Raw genomic sequence first — 19,655 nt, 5'->3', positions numbered from 1 at the left:
TTTACTCGGTTTTCTCCCAGCCACCCCCTAATGCTCTGTACAATTGTACTATGGAGTTTAACTTTTGATATTTCGCATCAAGAATATTAATCTGTGTGTTCAACTCATTTTCCTGCGCCCGCAATACTTCAAGATAATTTGCCAAACCGTGGTTCATCAATTGCTCTGAATACCGGGTTGCCGTGCGGTAGGCTTCGTATTCCTTAACCTTAAATTCCTCAATCTGATTATTTGATTTGAAATTGCTCAACGCATCAGCTACCTCTTTACCTGCATTCAAAATGGATTTACGGTAATTCAGATAAGCAATCTGCTGATTTGCCAGACTTACCTCGTGTCGGGTCTTTAGTCTGCGTTGGTTCCATAGGGGCTGTGTCAATGACCCAATCACATTGCCGAATATTGCCCGTGGGCTAAACAGTTGGTCAATATCTATGCTCTGGAAACCCGAACTTGCGGTAAGCCTTAAACTCGGATAAAAATCTGCTTTTGCTACATTGACCATTTGAAAAGTACGCATCAACTCATATTCTGTGGCACGCACATCGGGGCGGTTGGATAATAGCTGATACGGTACACCGATTGCCAAATCCGTGATTACCTGCTGTCCGTCCAATGTTCCCCGCTCAACCGTTTTCGGTTCGCTTGCTAACAGTAGATTAAAAGCATTTTCGGTAATTTCAATCTGATTGTTAAGCTGTACCAAAAGCGACTGTGCATTGTATATCAGTGCTTCGCTCTGCTTAACTGCCGCTTCGGTTAGTGTTCCACCCAATTTCAACGCTTTGGAAGTTTCCAAAGATTTTTTTCTTGTTTCAATAGTATGCTCTGTGACTTTCTTTTGTTCGTCCAGCACCAATAACTGATAATACAATGAAGCTACATTGCTAATCAGTGTTGTTTGGAACGCCTGTTGCCCTGCTATGGTGCGTTGCATATCGGCAAAAGCTGCTCTTTTGGAACTCGTCAGCTTGCCCCAAATATCCGCCTCCCAAGAAAGCGAAGCCGTAAGGTCGTACTGAACGATGTGCATACGCTCTCCAATCAACCGCCCGAACTGCGTATTCTGTGATTGCGTGGTATAATTGACCGCTGGTGCAACACTTACCGAGGGCAGGAACGCTTTGCTCGATTGTAGGTAATAGGACTGGCTCGCCTTTATATTTTCCAAAGCGATATTCAAATCAAGATTTTCCTGTAAAGCGGTTTCGATATGCGCCTGAAGAATGGGGTCTGTAAAGAAATCCGTTCTTTTGATCAGTCCCATATTGGTGCTGTCCACCTGCTGGTATTCCTTTCGGAATAAATCTACTGTGGGCAAAGCGTTCTGCGGGCGTTCATATAGTTTCGCCACAAAACAGGATTGCAACGTAAACAACAGGGCAATCAAAGGAAGCCATTTTGCAATTTTTGTGTTTTTCAAAACTTAAACTTTTTATCGTTAAACATTGTCCGGTTGTTCGTCCGAAATTTCTTTTGCTCTTATCGGTTTTACCTTTTCCTGCAACCATTGGAAAATGACGAACAGAACGGGGATGACCAATACACCGCATACCGTACCTATCAACAAGCCTGCTGCTGCTCCCGTACCGATTGAACGGTTTCCGACCTCGCCCATGCCATTGGAAAACACCAATGGAAGCATACCCGCTATAAACGCCAGCGAGGTCATCAGAATAGGGCGTAACCTTGCTTTTGCAGCATTGATGGCAGCGGCGGCGATAGTTTCCCCGTTGTTTCTCCGATGCTGTGCAAACTCGACAATCAAAATCGCATTCTTCGCCAAAAGACCTACAAGCATAATCAGGGCAACTTGGAAATAGATATTGTTTTCCAATCCAGCAAGATGCTGTCCTACAAAAGCACCCATTATACCGAAAGGCAGGGAAAAAATGACCGTAAGGGGCTGTATGAAACTTTCGTACTGCGCTGACAATAACAGGTAAATAAACATCACGCAGAGCAGGAAAATAAACAAAGTCTGGTTACCTACCGCAATTTCCTCTCTTGTCAGACCTGCATAGTCCACCGTATAATCGGCTGGCAAACTTTGTGCAGCTACTTCCTGAAATGCGGCTATGGCATCGCCCGTACTGTAACCCGGTGCGTTTGCTCCCTCAAGCTGTACCGATGTGAACAGGTTGAAACGTTTGACCACCTGTGGGCCGTACGTCCGTTCCAGCGAAACAAATTGGGATATTGGAGCCATTTCTCCCGATGCCGTTCTAATCGTCAATTGTTCCAAAAGCCTTTCGTCCATCCGACTTTCCGGTAGGGACTGCACCATTACCCGGTACGGCTTTCCAAACCTCGTGAAGTCTGCCGCATAGAAGCCGCCTATATACCCCTGCATGGCAGAAAGGATGTTGGAAACTTCCACGCCACTTTCTTCCGCTCTTTCTGCGTTGACTATCATTTCGTATTGCGGATAGCCGACATTGAACGAAGTCTGCACGAAATCAATCTCCGGTCTTTTCTCTAACTCCACAATGAAATTTCGGGCTACTTTGTCCACATCTGCAATGTCGTTACCGCCCCGGTCGAGAAGAACCATCGAAAATCCGGCACTGTTTCCAAAGCCCCGAACGCTTGCTGGGGCAAAGAATACAATATTGGCTTCGGGAATAGTTTTTGCCCGTTCGTTCAATTTTCTGACAACGGTGTTCAAGCCCAATTCTTCGTCTCCTTTCCGCTGTTCAAAAGGTGGCAGGTGGATGTAGGCAGAAGCGTTATTACTGCCTGTTCCCGAAAACATGCTGGCTCCGGTGGCTATGCTGAACCTATCTACACCCGGAATATCTTTAACCTTTCCCTCCAATTCTTTCATTACGGAATACGTTCTTTCCATTGAAGCACCCGGCGGAAGTTCTACATTGATGAAGATTACGCCCCGGTCTTCCAAAGGCACAAAGCCTTTCGGCATAGAACTGTTTGCCCAAATTATCAGACCTATTGCGGCAATGAACATTGTACCCACAATCCATTTTTTCCTGATAAGCCCTTTTACTAAACCAGCATAACGCTTGGTCGTCAGGTGAAAAGCCGTATTGAACTTATGGTTGAACTTCTGCACCATATTTTTGTCTGCGTATGCTTTGTCCGTGTGGTTATATTTTAGGAACAATGCGCAGAGCATAGGCGTTAATGTCAGTGCATTGACTGCTGAAATAAAGATGGCGACCATCAAGGTAATCCCGAACTGCTGATAGAAGACACCTGCGGGGCCACTGATAAAAGTTACCGGAACGAAAACAGCACCCAATACCAATGTGATGGAAACAATAGCTCCCGAAATTTCACCCATAGCCTCCACTGTTGCCGAACGGCTGTCCTGCTTTCCTTTTTCCAGTTTGGCGTGTACGGCTTCGACCACTACAATCGCATCATCCACTACTATACCTATGGCAAGTACAAGAGCAAAGAGTGTCAATAGGTTCAATGAGAACCCAAACAGGTTCAGGAAGAAGAAGCTACCCACAATGGATACAGGTACTGCGATAGCCGGAATAAGTGTAGACCGGAAATCTTGCAGGAAAAGAAGCACCACGAGAAAGACAAGGATAAATGCTTCGATAAGCGTTACCACCACCTGGTCAATGGCTCCCTCCAAAAAAGTGTTGAGGTCGTAATCGTTCAGCCAATGCAAACCATCTGGCAAGGTAGGTTCGATACTTTTAAGGTAATCCAAAACAGCTTTGTTGACTTCCTGCGCATTGGAGCCAGGACTTTGAAACACACCGAACGAGCTATTCACATAGCCCATTGTTTCGCCGACGGCGGAATAGCTCTGCGAGGCAAACGACACATCGGCAACATCTTTCAGTCGTAGAAACTCTCCATTGCCTAATGCCTTGATAATAATATTTTCATATTCATTTTCGCTTTCAAACCGCCCCTTGTACCGGATAACGTATTCATTGGCTTGTCCTGCGTTACTTCCAATCTGACCTGCCGCTGCTTCACGGCTTTGCGAATTGATTTTTGCAATCACATCTTCCGGTTCCAGTCCATAAGCTGCCAGCTTCTCCGGCAATAACCAAATACGCATCGCATAGGTTTTTGCACCGTTTATCGGGGCGTCTGCCACTCCTTTAATTCTCTTTATCGCCGGAATGATATTGATGGCTATATAATTCTCGATATACAGTTGATCAAATGATGGATTAGTGGCATAAAACCTAATGAACATCAAAGCCGAATTTTCCTGCTTTTGCGTAACCACTCCTGAACGGGTAGCTTCTTGGGGCAACAAAGGCAAAGCCCTGTTTACCCTGTTCTGTACGTTCATAGCTGCAATGTCGGGGTCGGTTCCCAATTCAAAAAATACGTCAATGCTTGCCGTTCCGTCATTGGTTGCCGATGAGGAAACGTAAGTCATATTCTCCACACCGTTTACCTGTTCCTCGATGGGTGTAATGACTGAACGCATCACGGTCATTGCATCAGCACCCGGAAAATTTGCGGTAATTTTTACGGTAGGCGGCGCAATATCGGGATACTGCGTTGTCGGTAGTGCCATCAGTCCAAGTACGCCCAACACGACTATAATAATCGAGATAACGGTGGAGAACACCGGTCGCTCTATAAATTTCTTAATCATAGCTTAGAATATTGGCTGGATGTTATTGGTAATACTGTCCGTAACAGTTTTCGTTGGCTGTATTATATCGTTGGTACGCAAACTTGCCACACCAGTTGCCACTACGATATCGCCTTGTTTCAATCCACTTTCGACAAGTACCAATTTATCAATCCTGCTGATTTGATTTATCTCTGCCAGTTTAACGGTATCGTTCTTGACGGTATAGGCGAATACTTTGCCCTGTTGCTCGAAAATTCCTGTTTCGGGAATGACCAGTACATTTTTGTATGTCTTGGGAATGCGGATTGTTCCGCTGTTCCCGTGGGTAAGTACACGTTGCTGGTTGGGAAAGGAAACACGGAACTGGATACTTCCGGTCTGTGGATTTATCTGTCCTGTGACCGCACTGATTTTCCCTTTTTCTTCGTATAACCTGCCATTTGCCATTACCAATTCGACAGGTGGAACGTTCTTTAATTTTTCTTCCAAAGAATTGCCCGCTGTTTCGTACAGGAAATTGATGTATTCTGCTTCATTCATGGAAAAATAGGCGTATAGCTCATTGACATCAGATACCGTTGTAATCGGTGTTTGGTCGGATGCCCCGACCAAAGCACCCACCCTTAAATTGATTTTGCCGACTACGCCATCTATTGGCGCACGGATAACCGAATAGTCCACGTTGGCGATAATGCTCTTATGGTTTGCCTGCGCTTGCTCCAGTTCACTTTGGGCTTGCAAGAGATTTACTTTGGCAGTTTCCAGTAGCACACCACTGACAATGTTCTGATTGACCAAAGGTTGCAGCTTGTTCACCTCCACCTGTGCTGCTTCCACTCTTGCCCGTGCTGCCGCAACGCCCGATTGCGCCGCATTTGCATTTTGGGTAAGGGCATTGGTTTCCAAACGGAACATAATTTGCCCTCTGCGTACACGCTGCCCCTCATCCACCAGCACATCCCTTATATAGCCCTGTATCTTGGCACGGACATCGTTATTATTGGTTCCCTGTATAGAAGTGGGGTAAGTTTGGTATGCCTGAACATCCCTGCTATCAACTTCGACAACAGGGTAAGGCCGTGCTTCTTCCTGTGGGGCATCATTCCCTCCGCAGGAAGCAAAAAGTACCGTTGACAGGGCTGCAAGGGCTGTATTTTTTGTTAAATAATTCATCTCAATATTTTTAATCTTACTTTCTGTTAGGCAAACGATTTCCCCCCAGCGTTCTTTTGGGGAACGCTTATCGGTTATCCGTTAATAACTTGGGCTATATGTTCGGAACGGAGATTATTTCAAATGCTCTTTGAAGAATGCCTGCAACTTGTCAAATGGAATTACGTCTAATTTGTCATACAGGTCGGTATGAACGGCATCGGGTATAATCATTAACTCCTTAGGCTCGGCTGCCAATTTATAGGCATCTTCACTGAAATAACGGGAATGCGCCTTTTCTCCTGCGATGAGCAGTATCGGTCTTGGCGAAATCTCTTTTATGTTTGTCAGAAGCGGCATATTCATAAATGACAACGGATTGGTCAATGTCCAGCCCGAATTGGAACCTAATGAGCGTGGATGAAAACCTCTTTCTGTTGTATAGTAATCAATGTAGTTCTTTACATATTGAGGTTCGTCTCCTTTCAATTTATCCGGCGTAACTTTTTTTGGTGCTAAGGCAGGTGTACCGTTCTCTGCATCCACCCAACGCTGTTGGCTTAGGTCTTCCAAAGTCTTGTTACGTTCTTCCGGTGTCATGGCATCATAATAACCTTTTGCCATCACCCTCGACATATCGTACATGCTGGTAGTCGCAACGGCTTTCACACGTTTATCGACCGCAGTAGCATTCAGTGCAAAGCCCGCAAATCCACATATTCCGATAATGCCTATTTTGTTCCTGTCCACATTTTCCTGTAATCCGAGAAAATCCACGGCTGCGCTCAAATCTTCCGTACTGATATCGGGAGATGTTACGTTGCGTGGTTCGCCACCGCTTTCTCCCGTATAAGATGGATCAAAGGCAAGCGTAATAAAACCACGTGCTGCCATTTGATTGGCATACAAGCCCGATACTTGCTCCTTTACCGCTCCGAATGGGCCACAAAGGGCAAGTGCCTGCAAGGGTTTGCCATCGGTGTTCTTTGGAACATACAAATCGCCTGTCAGTTCAATTCCATAACGGGTCTTGAATGTTACCTTTTGGCGTGTAACCTTATCGCTTAATTGAAAGGTGTAATGTTCTTCTTGTGATTTATCGCTCATTTTTTCTGAATTTTCGTTGTTTGTATTGGCGTTCTGATTACAGGACTGCCCTAAAAAGGACAGGACTGCCATTGTAAGAATTGCTATTTGTTTCCTCATTGTTCGATATTTTATTAGTTATCGGAATTAGACTTTGTTAATGCTCTTCTTGCCTTATCAGCTTGTTGCTTGCCGATATGTTTTTCTATCAAATCAAAAATCTGTACCGTCTGCTTTTCCGTAATTCCGGTATTCGTACCCATTGCGATATGGGATTTTAACTGCGCTTCTACGCCGGGCATCGCTGAAAGCGCAGAAATGGTTACCAGTTCCCTTTGCTGGTAAGAAAGCACATCACTATCGAAAATATCGGCGAACAGGTGTTCTTTCAGAAAGGCATCAATACGTGGGGCAAACTCTCCGAAACCCGGTGCGGGTTTTGCCTGTGGCGTTTTGCTCAATGCTTCGAGTGTTTTTCTTCCACGTTCGTATTTATCCGTACTATCAGTTAAGGGTGTCGCATCCCTGCCCGTTAAATCGGTAATGCCCTTTGTCTTTCTTTCTTCCAAGACCTGCATAAACGTGCTGATACCGTTAAGGCTTCTCGGAAAACCGCAATAGGCGTACAACTGTACCAAAGCCTCTTTAATCTCGTTTATGGTTAGCCCCGCATCCAGCCCGTTATTCAACTGGATTTTCAGGTTCTCTAAATCACCAGTTGCAGTAAGAGCAGAAACGGCTACAATACTTTGATGTCGTGCATCCAACGTGTCGGTTTTACTTTGTGCATTCATTTGTTTGACATTTAGGATTATGGCAAAAAACAAAATCCAATTCAGTAACTTGTTTTTGTACATAGTCTTTCGTGTTAAATTACTTTACTGCCTCATTATATTCTTCATCGGTCACAGGCTCTAACCATGTGTCCTTGTTGGTTTGCGGATTGCATCCTATACCGAGGTGCGAAAACCAGCTATCGGGCGAAGCTCCATGCCAATGCTCTACGTCCGGTGCGATTTCTACAACGTCGCCCTCGCTTAAACGGCGTGCAGGTTTGCCACGTTCCTGATAGTAGCCTGAACCACCGACAACAATTAGGATTTGTCCGCCGGAATGGCTGTGCCAATTGTTGCGGCAGCCCGGCTCAAACGTTACATTGCTTATAGGTACGTTCAGGTCTTTATTGGTGGTAAGTCGTGCAAGCCATGTCCTACCGGAAAAATATTTTCCAAATTCCTTGTTTTCTTCTCCCGTGGGAAAGCTGCTGATTGTTGGCACTCCTGTTTCCATTTGTTCTTGATTTTTAGTGTTATTACATGCTGTTAAGAATACCGTTAGGCTGATAAATAATCTTGCTAATACTGATTTTAAAATCGTTTTCATATCCAACTGCTTTTATTTACCTTGTTATTTATCTAATCCTTTTTCTTTTAACCATTTTGCCATCAAATCTGCAATCTCGACATTGTTCAAGTCAGACATCGGAAAGTGTGTATTTCCTTTGATACCTATTTCCGGCAAATGCACCACCTGTGCGTCACCGCCGTGACGGTTTACTATCTCTGCAAAGGCACGTGCCATCTGCATCTCGCCCCGCCATTGGTCCTGCCCGATATGGTCTGTTGGTTTGTCGGCTAAAAAGTCACCATAGTAAATCACAATAGGGAATTTCGTGTATTTCATAAACTAGCTAAGTGGTACGGTGTCGCCTTTCAAAAACCCATAAGCGGTGGGTACGGGTTCGGGAACTTCACCCTCCGGGAAAACGAATGCGGAACCGCCCGGCTCAAAAGATACGATGGCTTTAACATTTTCAGTTTTCAACGCTGTAAGCCAACCGGGATAGCCACCACGGGAATGTGTTACGAGAATGGCAGCACCCGACTTATCTAACACGGCAGCCATTGCATCGCTGGTTACTTTATCGTCATAGGGGCCAGTATCCGGGGTTGCCCACCTCATAATCTGATTTAGACTTTCGGCATCTTTTGGGAACTGGCTTCCCGGAAATAGGTTCGGGTAATTTCCAATACGGAATAGAGAGAAAAGTGCCTTATCCAGATAATGGGGTTTAAGTGCCACTGTCCCTCCGGCAGAACCCGCCCGACCACGGCGTGGCTGGTCAACGATATAGACACTGTATCCTTTTCGGAGGAATATGTTCTGAAATCCCTCACGTCCATCAGGTGTTGTTTCCCATGTTTTTCCTGTCTGTCCACCTCCATGTAGAAAGACCAGTGGCAGTTTCTTCCCATTTGCGGGGATTTGATAGAAAGCATAGGCATGGTCAACGTATGCCATTTGTCCCGAGGGATTTAAAAAATCCGAAAATTTGAACGTTCCGGCAGTTTCCAAAGTAGTGCCTCCTGCCATAAAACTTCCCTGTGCCTGAATGGTTATTGGGGTTTTCTCTTTATTTTGGGCAGAAACATAGCCGGTTGCCATTATAAATGACATAGCTATGGCTAATTTCAATTTGATTTTTACTTTCATTTTCTTGTAATTTTTATTCTAATGCAAAATTACAATGACTACTTCTTTTAACTGTTACACAGAAATCGGATTTATTTTCACATTTTTCCAAGAGGATTGCCAATTTGTTGTATAGCATATTCTTGTCTTTCTACTGTTTATTATTGATTTATTTATATTTGTAGACCAATATTGTAGGAAAAATGGAAAGCGAAGTATTTACAAATTTTGAGGATGAGCAAACCAAAAATGTTTTTGGGTTTGCGGAAGAAGACATCGTCTTTTCGGAAAATTTTGATGAAATAGGGTCGGATAGATTTAAGGAATACTGTATCCATATTCTTTGCTACCGTGGCAAAGGAAAATTTCAGATGTCAAACAAGACGTTTAAAATTAAAGCCGGAAATTTCATTATTTGGACACATGGCAAATTGGTTTCCCATATCCATCTTTCAAATGATTTTCAAGCAACGGTACTTTATATTTCCAATAAATTCCTCCGTAGGAACTCTCCGAATAATAATTATGGTATAAAGGGAAATTTATTGTTGTTGCAAAATCCTGTTCTGAACTTATCTGAACGTGACAAAGCCATTTGCGACAACAATCTTCGCAATTTAAAAAGTAGGTTTGAAGACAAATCCCACCATTTCTACCAAGAGCTATTGGGATGTTTGGTTGAAGCGTTTGTACTCGACCTGTTTGACATTCATGTACGGATCAATGAAGAATATACTACCACCGACCCTAATGCCCACCTTTTACGGCGTTTCCTTGCTTTAGTGGAAAGCGGGGAATACATAGAAAATCGCGAGGTTGCTTACTACGCCTCAAAATTATTTGTTACACCCAAGCACCTTTCGGAAATCTGTAAAAAAGTTAGTGGTCAATCGGCGTTGTTTTGGATAAACAGGTTTACAATCACGGAAATAGCCCGTTTACTAAAAAACAAAGAACTTACGTTGACCGACATTGCTGAAAAAATGAATTTTTCGTCTATATCCTATTTCAGCAGATATGTACAGCGAAATTTAGGGGTGTCACCTACGGAATATCGTCAAAAGATGAATAAGTCCTAATGACACTTTTTTCTATAATATTAGGTTCATGTAATTTATTCACCTTTTTTACTTTTGAATTTCTATTAGTATAATCATTATCTTTGTATAAAGATATTCTTGAAGCGTTTTTGCTTTAAGTCCTGTACTGAAACTTAGGAACTTTCAATGCAACCGGGATGATAAGTGTAGAACGCTCATGCTTTGGCGTGGGCGCACTTATTGGTTGCCGGTTTCCTAAGACCACAGTACGGTAAGTTGTTGCCTGCGCTTTTTTAATAGCGGCGACATGATGGTTTAAAATCAACTCTTTTAATATGGAAGCCGCAACATATTTCCCTAATTTTGAATATCCCGCTTCGGAAGTTTCTAAGTATATATGTATTCTTAAAGATTTCACACTAATGTTGAATAATGGGGATATTGTAAAGTTTACTCCTGATAACGAGCACGCTTTCAAAGCATGGTTAGATAATAATGGTGTGGAGAATATCAGAAAGGAAAACAATTGGGTGGTGAAATAGAATGCCACCCGAAATATTAACGCCGACGTCTTCTCGGCTTCGTTGTAGTCCATAAAAATATGAACCATATACCAAAAGCGACGGCAAATCCTATCCACGGAGTTTTCATCGATAAGGCTGCAAAGAACCCTACCGTTGCAATAATGCAGGTAATAAAGAACCAAATTACATTTTTCATCGGTATTCAAATTTACGTGTTTAAATACTTAAAATGAATTACATGGGAATAATTTTCCCCATGTAATTCATTCTCTTATATTAGGCAGCGATTTTTTCTGTTTCGTTTTCCTTTTGTCTTTTCTTCATCACTTTGACTTCGACTTTACGAAGTTGTGAAATGACTTTTCGTTGCACATCATCCACAATCTTCCAATCTTTGGCAATGTAAATATCTGTTGTACGGTTGCCCTCGTCAACGTGGTTGAGTGCAAGAGCTACGTCGTCCTTGCTCATTCGGCAATCGTTACGAGCCGTATTCGCAAAAGTGTGCCTTGCCCAATACAAAGTTAGTTCGGGTATTCCTGTCAATTTGCGTAACTGTTCCATCCCTTTGCATAATGCCCAATTAAGGGCATTAGCAGTTGAATAGCGATCACGCAATTTCCCCAAATATTTTTCTAATAAAGTCTTGGCTTCATCGACAATTTTAATGCTGATAAAAGCATTATCTTTACGTTTACCCTCTGTCTTAGAACGGTTATAATCTAAACGTCCGTTTCTAATGTCACGTTCCGTTATTTGATACAGGTCTACGGCATTCATTCCGCAGAGATAGAACGAAAGCATATAAAGTTCCTTAGCCAATTCTGCACGGCTTCCGGGTTTAGTAACACAATCCCGAATAATCAACACTTGTTCAAGTGTATTATTCCTTTTTTTGGTGAGGGGTGGGGAACCAACCTTATATTTCTTGAATGGATAGTGTTTGATGCGGTAAATACCGAGGTCTTCATTATTATAAACTTCTCGTGCGGCATTAAATAATGTTCTTAAATCCCTCATGTGATTGTGCAGCCCGCTATCAGACAATCCTTTTTCGGTTGTGACAACTGGGTTGTTGTCTTGATTGTAGCGTGTCATTGTTCGTTCTGTCCGTAGATAACGCTCATAGGCCATTAGCATATTGGAGTTAACCTCTTTAATGGAAACGGATGGCCGTTTAAAATAATCGACAAGACTGTTACGGATTACCGATTGATTTTTGGCCGATCCACCGCGTCCCTCTTTCTTTAGGCGTTCGATGTGTTGAGTACAAAACTTAATAAAGTCGATGTCCTCGTCCTTATCACGCAGGTAATCCCGCAGTGATGTGGCTGTAAAATAATCAAGTCGGTCGTCGAGGTCGCTAATCATCTTTCGATAATCCCTTAGCTGTTGTTCGACCTTGTCTGCAACAAAAGGATCTTTGATCTTAAAATCCTTGGTCAGTTGCTTTTTGACAACAAAGTGATTGGTGTCAATAAACTTTCTTTCACTTTTGTGATGGACACAAATTTTTACATTGTAAGTTCCATCTGCTTTCTTGTGGTGTTCATAAACCTTTGCGCTTACGGTTGCCATAATTTTTTCAATTAGCACGCAAAAATTTCCGTTACCTATTTGTTACGGTTTTGCGTGAAGTTCAACAAAAAACTATGTAAAACCAGTCGTAGGGGCGATTTACCCGTGACCGTCTCGCCGACGAAATCGGCTCAAAGAAATAAAAAAAAAACCGCTTCAAAATTTCTTCTGAAACGGCTTTTAGTGCGCCCAACAGGGCTCGAACCTGTGACCAAGAGATTATGAGTCTCCTACTCTAACCAACTGAGCTATAGGCGCTTATGTTATTTTATTTGTCAAAACTTGACAAAAATGCTCAAATTTTTTGAGTTTTATACTTTCTGAAATTTCCTCTACCGTTAGGAGAGGTTTTCAGTACTAAAAAACTCTTTTTCACTGCCTTAGCCCACGAGATTATGAGTCTTCTACTCTAACCAACTGAGCTATAGGAGCTTTTTTATTTCATCAAAATTTCAGCATTTATTCCTGCCTTTTGACGATGCAATTATCGATATTTGAGACGAGAAAACAAAATTTTTTAGATGCAAAATATCAAAAATGTAATTCTGGATTATGGAAATGTGATATTCATGATCGACTTTCCGCGTGTTCGTCAGGCCTTTATCGATTTGGGCATTCAACATGTCGATGATTTTTTTGCACACCACGGGCAAGACTCCCTATTTGATAGTTTTGATAGGGGAGAGATTACGGCTGCTGAATTCCGAAATGGTGTAAGAGAAAAAGCCAATAAACCCGATCTAACCGATGAACAGATCGATCATGCCTGGAATTCCTTGCTAATTGGCGTTCCTGAAGGTAAACATGAAATTATGGAGGAACTGAACGAACGTTACAGAATGTTTCTCTTGAGCAATAACAATGAGATCCATTATACTTATTGCATGAACCATATCAAGGAAGTATACGGCGTAGAGGACAATGAGCAGTTTTTTGAAAAGACCTATTATTCCCATTTAGCCGGATTGAGAAAGCCTGATCTTGCGATCTTCGAATTAGTGCTTAAAGAAAACAACCTCAAGCCATCGGAAACCCTTTTTGTGGATGATAGCCCCCAACATCTTGAAGGAGCAAAACAATTGGGCATTCATACGGCCCTGTGTACGAAAGAGCATCCATTGGAAGCTATTGTTGAAGAGTTTGGCTTATTAAAATAATATTAATAAAGTTCCTTTCATTTACTAAAATAAATCTTGTGGAATCCAATTGATTTCGATACCTTTGCAGACCAAGAAAATTACGACGAAAGGAGGTATATTAAAAGCTATGATTATTGTAAATGTAAAAGAAGGAGAATCTCTAGATAGAGCATTGAAGCGTTTCAAGAAGAAATTCGAGAAAACTGGTGTGTTAAGAGAACTACGCTCCCGTCAAGCTTTCGAGAAGAAATCGATCACTCGTCGTACCCAAGTTAAGAAGGCGATCTACAAACAATCTTTAAACCAAGACAACGGTTAATTATTGTACAAACATATAGAACGAGCTATCCCAAAAAGATAGCTCGTTTTGTTTTGAAAATGAGCCGCTTAATTAATTTCTCTTTTAACCACTTACTTTTTCGAAAAGAAATTGATTGAAAGCTCCCAAAAAGTAGTATTTTTGGCCTGCCGCCTGCGTAGTTCAATGGATAGAATATCAGATTCCGGTTCTGACGATGTGGGTTCGACCCCCGCCGCGGGCACTCTAAAAAAGAGGTGATCTTTCACCTCTTTTTCTGTTAAAAGGTGAAGTTGTAATATATGCTCGCTTATACTTTTTATATTTTAATTGTATTATCCCTATTTTCTTTATTTTTTTTCAATTAGAACTGCTAGACCGTTGAAAATTTATTAATTAAATTCTCCTTTTTTTACTCTTATATTAATGTAAATTAAATTCAAATCTGGGTTTAAAAGTGTTTTAACTGGATTATGGTTAAGTTCTTTATGAAAAAATGGTAATCCTAATGTAAAAGTATGTAAATAGTATGCTTGGTATACATTTTACATACTTTCAGTATGCTTTCACCTTAGTTTCACTGGGAAGGCAACTTATAAGACAACAATAATAGATTTACGAGTATTTCAAGTTTTGACAGTACTTAAAAGAGGTTAATAGTGTTGATTAAAAGAATTCCTTTATAACTTTGAATATAAGAAAACTGATTACTATGGATAATACGTTAGATATCAAAAAAAATCCATGAGTTAATCGATCATGCAGATGCAATAATACTTCTTATTATTGATGCAATTATTACATCTGAAGAAACAGAAAACTAAGTATTAACCGTAGAACATAAAAGAATTTTAAATCAGCGTTTAGAAGATTACAAAGCAAATCCAATTTCAGGAAAATCATGGAATGAGGTGAAGCAAGCCTTGAAAAAATTTTAAAAAAGTCAAAATGAATTTCTTCACCTGGACTTTGATAGTGTTAACTGAACTGTGTCACATCACTCCTTTTAGAGTTCGTGATCAGAGGTCGTAAGCCTCGAACGCGAGTTGCCGAAGGCTTTAATCCTTTCTCCAAATTTAATATGTAATTGTTGCATTGTCAATCCCCAGTTTCGAATTGGCATGGTCAATTTTTTTTGAAATTTCTTTAACCGTGAGGTAAACCAACTTCAAGAGTGCCTGGCCAGATGTAAATGCACCTTTCGTTTTGGTCACTTTTCTAATCTGACGGTGCATAGCCTCAATAGCATTTGTGGTATAGATATATCTTCTGATATCTGGTGAATACTCGAAATAAGTAGAAAGATTTCCCCAATTATCCAGCCATCCATTTAGCGATAACGGATATTTCTTGCCCCATTCTTCATCAAACTCCAGTAGCTTTTCATAGCCCTGATCCTGATTGTTTGCCTGATAGAAATGCTTTAAGTCTTCAAAGACGGCTTTTTTATCTTTCTCCGGAACATACCGCAGGCTCGAACGTATCTGGTGAACGATGCAGAGCTGGACCTGAGTTTTGGGATAAAATGCTTTGATCTCATCAAGGTACCCCTTCAGGCCGTCAACGCAGGTGACCAGGATATCCTCTACGCCGCGCTGTTTCAGATCCATCAATACAGACGGCCAGAACTTGGAATCTTCGTTTTCTGATAGATAAATACCAAGCAGGTCCTTGCGGCCATCTCTGTTCACGCCAAGTATGTTGTACACCGCACGCGTTTGGATACTGGCAATTATAATGCATGCAGTCCAGAAATACAAAGAGGTAGAGAGATTCCAGATGGCGGTTTCGCCATTCGTTCAATGCTGGAATAACTTTGTCCATAATATTTGGGATCTCCGTAGCGGAAACTTCAATCGCGTAAATCTCCTTCACATAGCCTGAGATATTCTGTGTACTCATGCCTCTTGCATACATGGAGATAACATTGTTTTTAAGTTCTTCTCTAACCATCAAGAGTCGCTTAGGGACTATCTTGGGCTCGAATGTGCCATTTCGGTCACGACCGCTCTCCAGTTCGAAATGTACGGCCTGAAGGCTCTGGACCGTCCTTTTGGTCCTGCCATTTTTACGATTAATCTCGCCTGAAGCTTTACTCTACTGTAAATGATTGGCCAGGTCTCCTTCAAGAATTCTTTCCAGAAGGTGTTTAAGCATTGGGGCAAAAACTCTTTTGGTACCACCCATTTTTTTGCTTTCGTAAAGGGCCTTTCATCGCTTCCACTTTGAAGCGTTCAAAATCAAACTTCTCTTTTTCCATGTCCTGTGTCTAAAATTTATTTTTTTATTTGACACAGTTTACTTTACAACCTCAATCTTGTTAAAACAATTAATAAATGAGATATTACAACCAATATATTGTCTTTTCCTATAGTTTAACTTGGTTCAACTATCATTCCTATTATTATATACTTAAGAGATTAGATAACTTTATATTAAAAAATAAGAACATGTATCTTAACTTGGAAAACACTTTTATTATTAATTTTTTTAAGGACCTAACTAAGTTAGAAAAAGAGATTATTTTATAAAACCCTAAAGCATATCCAATTCCAATGCTCTAATTAGTGCTTCAGATATACTTTTAACATTTAGCTTATTAAAAATTGACCTTTTATAATATTTAATTGTATCAACAGAGATAAATAACCAATCTGCAATTTGTTCCATCGTATATCCTTGGGCCGAATAGAGCAAAATATCTTTTTCTCTTTTCTTTAATTCAATAAACTTTATTACTTCCCATTTTTTATCATTAAAGTCATAATTATATTGAACTATAGAATTATGACTTTTAAAAGTAACATTTCCAGATCTCTTCTGTGATGATATTGAAACAAAACAAATAGCAATCCAAATATTTTGATTTTTATCTAACAACAAGGGTTTTAGCTTATGATTTATTAGCACAGGTTTTCCAACTGGCTGTTTCAAATGAAAGTTATATGATATATAGTAATTTAATCTCTCCTCATTAGGTAAGCTTTCATAAAATTTGTGACTAGCATCATTAATCTCAAGCAACATTTTCAAATCGTCCTCTGGTACATTTTCAAAATAATGGAAATATCCATCCTCAAGAACTTTACTTGGAGATTTGCCACATAAGAAAATAGGATTATTTGAAACAAATAAAAATCCCTTTTTATAATAGTCAATCAAATAAATGCTTTGATATGTCAAATAACTTATAGATTTTGTGAATTCAATAAGATGATTAATTTCTCTATAATCATTATCGTCATATTTTTCGGAAAACTTAATTTGATTTAAAAAATCGTCTATCTGCATTTTTTATAAAATAATTACCACTACACAAATGTATAGTTTTGGTTATAAAAATATATAAATAACAAATAAATATTTATATTTGATTAATAAAAATTTCCTTTTATGAAGATTGAGCCAATTATTCTGCTGTTATTAACTATTATTTTAGGTTGTTCAAAAGGAAGCAAGATTGAACCAATAATTCCTGAGATTAAAGATAGTTTAAAGAAAAATTTTATAGATTATAATAATTTTGAATTTAACAAAATAGCAAATCTTAATGGAATCTATATATTAGATACCTTATGGGATAATAAAGAAATAATAGGTTATAAAGTTAGGCACCCCTCTGATCAGCCCTTTTATTATAGTGCTACTTTTACAAAAGAACCTCTAATAAATTCATTTGTATCACTAAACACCTTTCCATTTAATTGGGAGAATTACTTGAGTCAATCTGCAATGCCTTCTGGAAGATTTATAGTTAATTCTTATAGTAAGAGTAAGGAACTTCCCTTAGATTTTTCAATGAGAAATTGGAAAGAACTGGATAAGTTGGTTAAAAGTCATTTAGATAAAATTCCCACAGAAAAAATATATGGACACAAAGATGTAGTATTTTCTTTTCATAAATACGAAGATTTAAGACTAATTTTTGGAAACAAAGTAGATCTTTTTTCACTCTTTAAAATAAATAATAAAAAATTATCCCATACTGGCTTATTATATTATAGTCGTAGAGAGACAATTTCAATAAGATCTGACTTTGATGATTCAGATTTCTCAAATTCTTTTCCAATCTCTAGCCTTTCAGAAGATAAAATGTCACGGGTTTATAGACTGTATTATGGCAAAATAGCTTATATGATAATTGATGCTCCTGAAAATGTAAAACTAACTATTAACAAATTGATAGTAGAGGGTTCAGCTAATCTTAATCAATCAGAAATAGATAAGATAAATAACTTAACCATTTATTTTCATTTTGTTGGTTATAATCATCAAGATGTTGAACAAGTTGATTCATCAAATACTAACATTCAAAAAATTGCTTCTTTCGGCGATTTAGCTATTAAATCTTCTCACCTTGCAACATTTAGCAATGAATCTATAGGCGAACCGATATATTATGAACTACGTTCATACAAGCATAAAAATCATAATATTGACTATAACATAAATTTTAATAATTAAATTATGAAAAGATTAAAAACATCTCTTTTACTTTTATCTTCAAGTATATTCTTTATTGGGTGTAATAAAGAACTAGCACATCATGAAAATACTCTAGTTACAACAGATTCGCTTTTAAGTATTTTTAAGAATACTAAAAAAATCGAAAATCCAATAGTTGACCTTACTAATAGCAAAATAAATTCCCATTCAACAAAAAAAATTGCTAAAATAATAAGGGATAGCGTTTGGACTAATAATATGGGTAAGACATATTTTGTTGAGTCTGACAATATTACCGTATCTGACGAAAATTATGATATTACTTATCCTGGTGCAATTTTTAAAAGTAAAGATATTGCCACAAGTTATTCATTTAACGCTATTCCTATTCGAGATTATGATCCTCTACCTATTAGGATTTCTCTTTCCATTCCAGGACCATCAGTTTCAGGGGTTATTCAATTTCCTAGTTTAGATGAAACTAGAGATAGAGTTGGCGAAATAATTTCTAGAGCGGGAAATGTAGAACAAATAAACTCTTTTTCCTATAATTCAAATCAATTTACTGATTATAACGAACTTAAATATACTTTCGGTGCTAATGTAGATATAAAAAAAATTATAAGTGTTGGAGTACTCGGAGGAGGGAATAAAATAAAAAAGAAAACAGGAGTTATAATTAAGTTTACTCAAGAGAATTTCACTGTTGATATGTCTCTGCCGAAAAGAACTGAATTAATAAGTGTTAGTGATGTAAATACACTTGGGCCATATGCTCCGACCTATATAAGCTCTGTAACATATGGTAGAATGGGGGTGTTCGCTGCGGAGACAGATGCTTCCTATGAGGATTTTAATGCAGCATTCAAAGCTGCTGTAAAAATTGCTTCTGTCGGTGTAGATGCTCATGTCTCAACTGAGCATAAAAGCATTCTAGATAAGGCTACTATAAGTATATATATGAAATTTGGTCCGGGAAAGGCATTTGCTGCTACAGTAAATGGATATGATGACTTCAAAAAAGCAATATTATCGGGAGCTGCTGTTAGTGCACAATCTTACGGTGGACCAATATCTTTTAGAATGAGAAGTCTTAATGATTTCTCTTTGTTCAAAACAATTTTTAAAATAGATGTTGCTAATTAATCTTAATTAAGAAAGAGTTGTTTTTTTTCTAAAAAAAAAACAACTCTTTATATAAATATTCGCATGAAAAAAAATAAATTATCAGTAATAGGCTTATTCACAATTATTGCTACAATAGTAATTCTATTTAGCTGCAGTAAAGAATCTATTTCTCCTTCTATAATAAAAAACAAGTTTTATATAGAAAAAACA

At 39.3% G+C, this 19,655-nt stretch carries 18 protein-coding genes, 2 tRNA genes and 1 pseudogene; 8 read left to right on the top strand and 13 right to left on the bottom strand.

Translation table 11 applies throughout. From position 1 onward, the window contains the following. Position 1: 1 nt before the first annotated feature. The 8 genes from E3D81_RS05070 to E3D81_RS05040 form a co-directional block, all read right to left on the bottom strand. The gene (locus E3D81_RS05070; protein ID WP_134776659.1) at positions 2–1,423 is read right to left on the bottom strand and encodes an efflux transporter outer membrane subunit; all 1,422 of its coding nucleotides are present in this window, start codon (positions 1,421–1,423) and stop codon (positions 2–4) included. A gap of 18 nt (positions 1,424–1,441) precedes the next feature. Continuing rightward, entirely contained in the window at positions 1,442–4,600 is a 3,159-nt protein-coding gene (locus tag E3D81_RS05065) for an efflux RND transporter permease subunit (protein ID WP_134776658.1), read from the bottom strand. 3 nt (positions 4,601–4,603) lie between these two features. Then, a complete protein-coding gene (locus tag E3D81_RS05060) occupies positions 4,604–5,755 on the bottom strand; it encodes an efflux RND transporter periplasmic adaptor subunit (protein ID WP_134776657.1) in 1,152 nt (383 codons plus the stop codon). 114 nt (positions 5,756–5,869) lie between these two features. Beyond that, the gene (locus E3D81_RS05055; RefSeq protein WP_134776656.1) at positions 5,870–6,940 is read right to left on the bottom strand and encodes an alpha/beta hydrolase; all 1,071 of its coding nucleotides are present in this window, start codon (positions 6,938–6,940) and stop codon (positions 5,870–5,872) included. Between the two features lie 14 nt (positions 6,941–6,954). Continuing rightward, the gene (locus E3D81_RS05050) at positions 6,955–7,614 is read right to left on the bottom strand and encodes a carboxymuconolactone decarboxylase family protein (protein ID WP_209023108.1); all 660 of its coding nucleotides are present in this window, start codon (positions 7,612–7,614) and stop codon (positions 6,955–6,957) included. 79 nt (positions 7,615–7,693) lie between these two features. Further along, on the bottom strand, positions 7,694–8,203 hold the full coding sequence (locus E3D81_RS05045) for a cupin domain-containing protein (protein ID WP_134776654.1): 510 nt from the start codon (positions 8,201–8,203) through the stop codon (positions 7,694–7,696). A gap of 24 nt (positions 8,204–8,227) precedes the next feature. Next, on the bottom strand, positions 8,228–8,503 hold the full coding sequence (locus E3D81_RS17365) for a hypothetical protein (RefSeq protein WP_209023107.1): 276 nt from the start codon (positions 8,501–8,503) through the stop codon (positions 8,228–8,230). Positions 8,504–8,506: 3 nt separating this feature from the next. Beyond that, the gene (locus E3D81_RS05040) at positions 8,507–9,313 is read right to left on the bottom strand and encodes an alpha/beta hydrolase (RefSeq protein ID WP_209023106.1); all 807 of its coding nucleotides are present in this window, start codon (positions 9,311–9,313) and stop codon (positions 8,507–8,509) included. A 182-nt stretch (positions 9,314–9,495) separates the two neighbouring features. On the opposite strand from E3D81_RS05040, the gene E3D81_RS05035 reads away from it, so the two are divergent. Together E3D81_RS05035 and E3D81_RS05030 are read left to right on the top strand one after the other, a co-directional pair. Further along, on the top strand, positions 9,496–10,371 hold the full coding sequence (locus E3D81_RS05035; RefSeq protein ID WP_134776653.1) for an AraC family transcriptional regulator: 876 nt from the start codon (positions 9,496–9,498) through the stop codon (positions 10,369–10,371). Positions 10,372–10,667: 296 nt separating this feature from the next. Next, positions 10,668–10,874, top strand: coding sequence for a hypothetical protein (locus E3D81_RS05030; RefSeq protein WP_134776652.1), 207 nt, complete (start codon positions 10,668–10,670; stop codon positions 10,872–10,874). Between the two features lie 258 nt (positions 10,875–11,132). On the opposite strand, the gene E3D81_RS05025 is transcribed toward E3D81_RS05030, so the two are convergent. Together E3D81_RS05025 and E3D81_RS05020 are read right to left on the bottom strand one after the other, a co-directional pair. Continuing rightward, positions 11,133–12,434 (bottom strand): site-specific integrase, encoded by a 1,302-nt coding sequence (locus E3D81_RS05025; protein WP_245153285.1) that lies wholly within the window; start codon positions 12,432–12,434, stop codon positions 11,133–11,135. Between the two features lie 184 nt (positions 12,435–12,618). Further along, positions 12,619–12,692: transfer RNA gene (locus E3D81_RS05020), tRNA-Ile, on the bottom strand. A 263-nt stretch (positions 12,693–12,955) separates the two neighbouring features. Here E3D81_RS05020 and E3D81_RS05015 point away from each other — a divergent pair. The 4 genes from E3D81_RS05015 (at position 12,956) to E3D81_RS17630 (ending at position 14,809) form a co-directional block, all read left to right on the top strand. Next, positions 12,956–13,591 carry an HAD family hydrolase gene (locus tag E3D81_RS05015; RefSeq protein WP_134776650.1) on the top strand — a complete coding sequence of 212 codons (636 nt, stop codon included), beginning with the start codon at positions 12,956–12,958 and terminating at the stop codon, positions 13,589–13,591. A gap of 109 nt (positions 13,592–13,700) precedes the next feature. Beyond that, the gene (gene rpsU, locus E3D81_RS05010) at positions 13,701–13,892 is read left to right on the top strand and encodes a 30S ribosomal protein S21 (protein WP_099367180.1); all 192 of its coding nucleotides are present in this window, start codon (positions 13,701–13,703) and stop codon (positions 13,890–13,892) included. A 151-nt stretch (positions 13,893–14,043) separates the two neighbouring features. Further along, positions 14,044–14,115, top strand: a tRNA-Arg gene (locus tag E3D81_RS05005). Positions 14,116–14,719: 604 nt separating this feature from the next. Continuing rightward, on the top strand, positions 14,720–14,809 hold the full coding sequence (locus tag E3D81_RS17630) for a hypothetical protein (protein ID WP_209023130.1): 90 nt from the start codon (positions 14,720–14,722) through the stop codon (positions 14,807–14,809). A gap of 138 nt (positions 14,810–14,947) precedes the next feature. On the opposite strand, the gene E3D81_RS17570 is transcribed toward E3D81_RS17630, so the two are convergent. The 3 genes and pseudogenes from E3D81_RS17570 to E3D81_RS04990 form a co-directional block, all read right to left on the bottom strand. Continuing rightward, entirely contained in the window at positions 14,948–15,580 is a 633-nt protein-coding gene (locus E3D81_RS17570; protein ID WP_209023105.1) for an IS256 family transposase, read from the bottom strand. Between the two features lie 85 nt (positions 15,581–15,665). Then, positions 15,666–15,950: pseudogene (locus E3D81_RS17625) on the bottom strand (transposase); the annotation flags it as partial. Positions 15,951–16,406: 456 nt separating this feature from the next. After that, positions 16,407–17,162 carry a response regulator transcription factor gene (locus E3D81_RS04990; protein WP_134776649.1) on the bottom strand — a complete coding sequence of 252 codons (756 nt, stop codon included), beginning with the start codon at positions 17,160–17,162 and terminating at the stop codon, positions 16,407–16,409. Between the two features lie 102 nt (positions 17,163–17,264). On the opposite strand from E3D81_RS04990, the gene E3D81_RS04985 reads away from it, so the two are divergent. Next, positions 17,265–18,335, top strand: a complete 1,071-nt coding sequence (locus E3D81_RS04985; RefSeq protein ID WP_134776648.1) for a hypothetical protein — start codon at positions 17,265–17,267, stop codon at positions 18,333–18,335. A gap of 3 nt (positions 18,336–18,338) precedes the next feature. Continuing rightward, complete coding sequence (locus E3D81_RS04980) at positions 18,339–19,463, top strand: thiol-activated cytolysin family protein (RefSeq protein ID WP_134776647.1); 1,125 nt, start codon at positions 18,339–18,341, stop codon at positions 19,461–19,463. Positions 19,464–19,655 lie beyond the last annotated feature (192 nt).

The sequence above is a fragment of the Sphingobacterium sp. CZ-2 genome, from assembly GCF_004526235.1.
In the GTDB taxonomy this organism is placed as follows: Bacteria; Bacteroidota; Bacteroidia; order Sphingobacteriales; family Sphingobacteriaceae; genus Sphingobacterium; species Sphingobacterium tenebrionis.
Note: the sequence above shows the minus strand (reverse complement) of the source record. Positions and strands in the feature narration are given on the sequence as shown.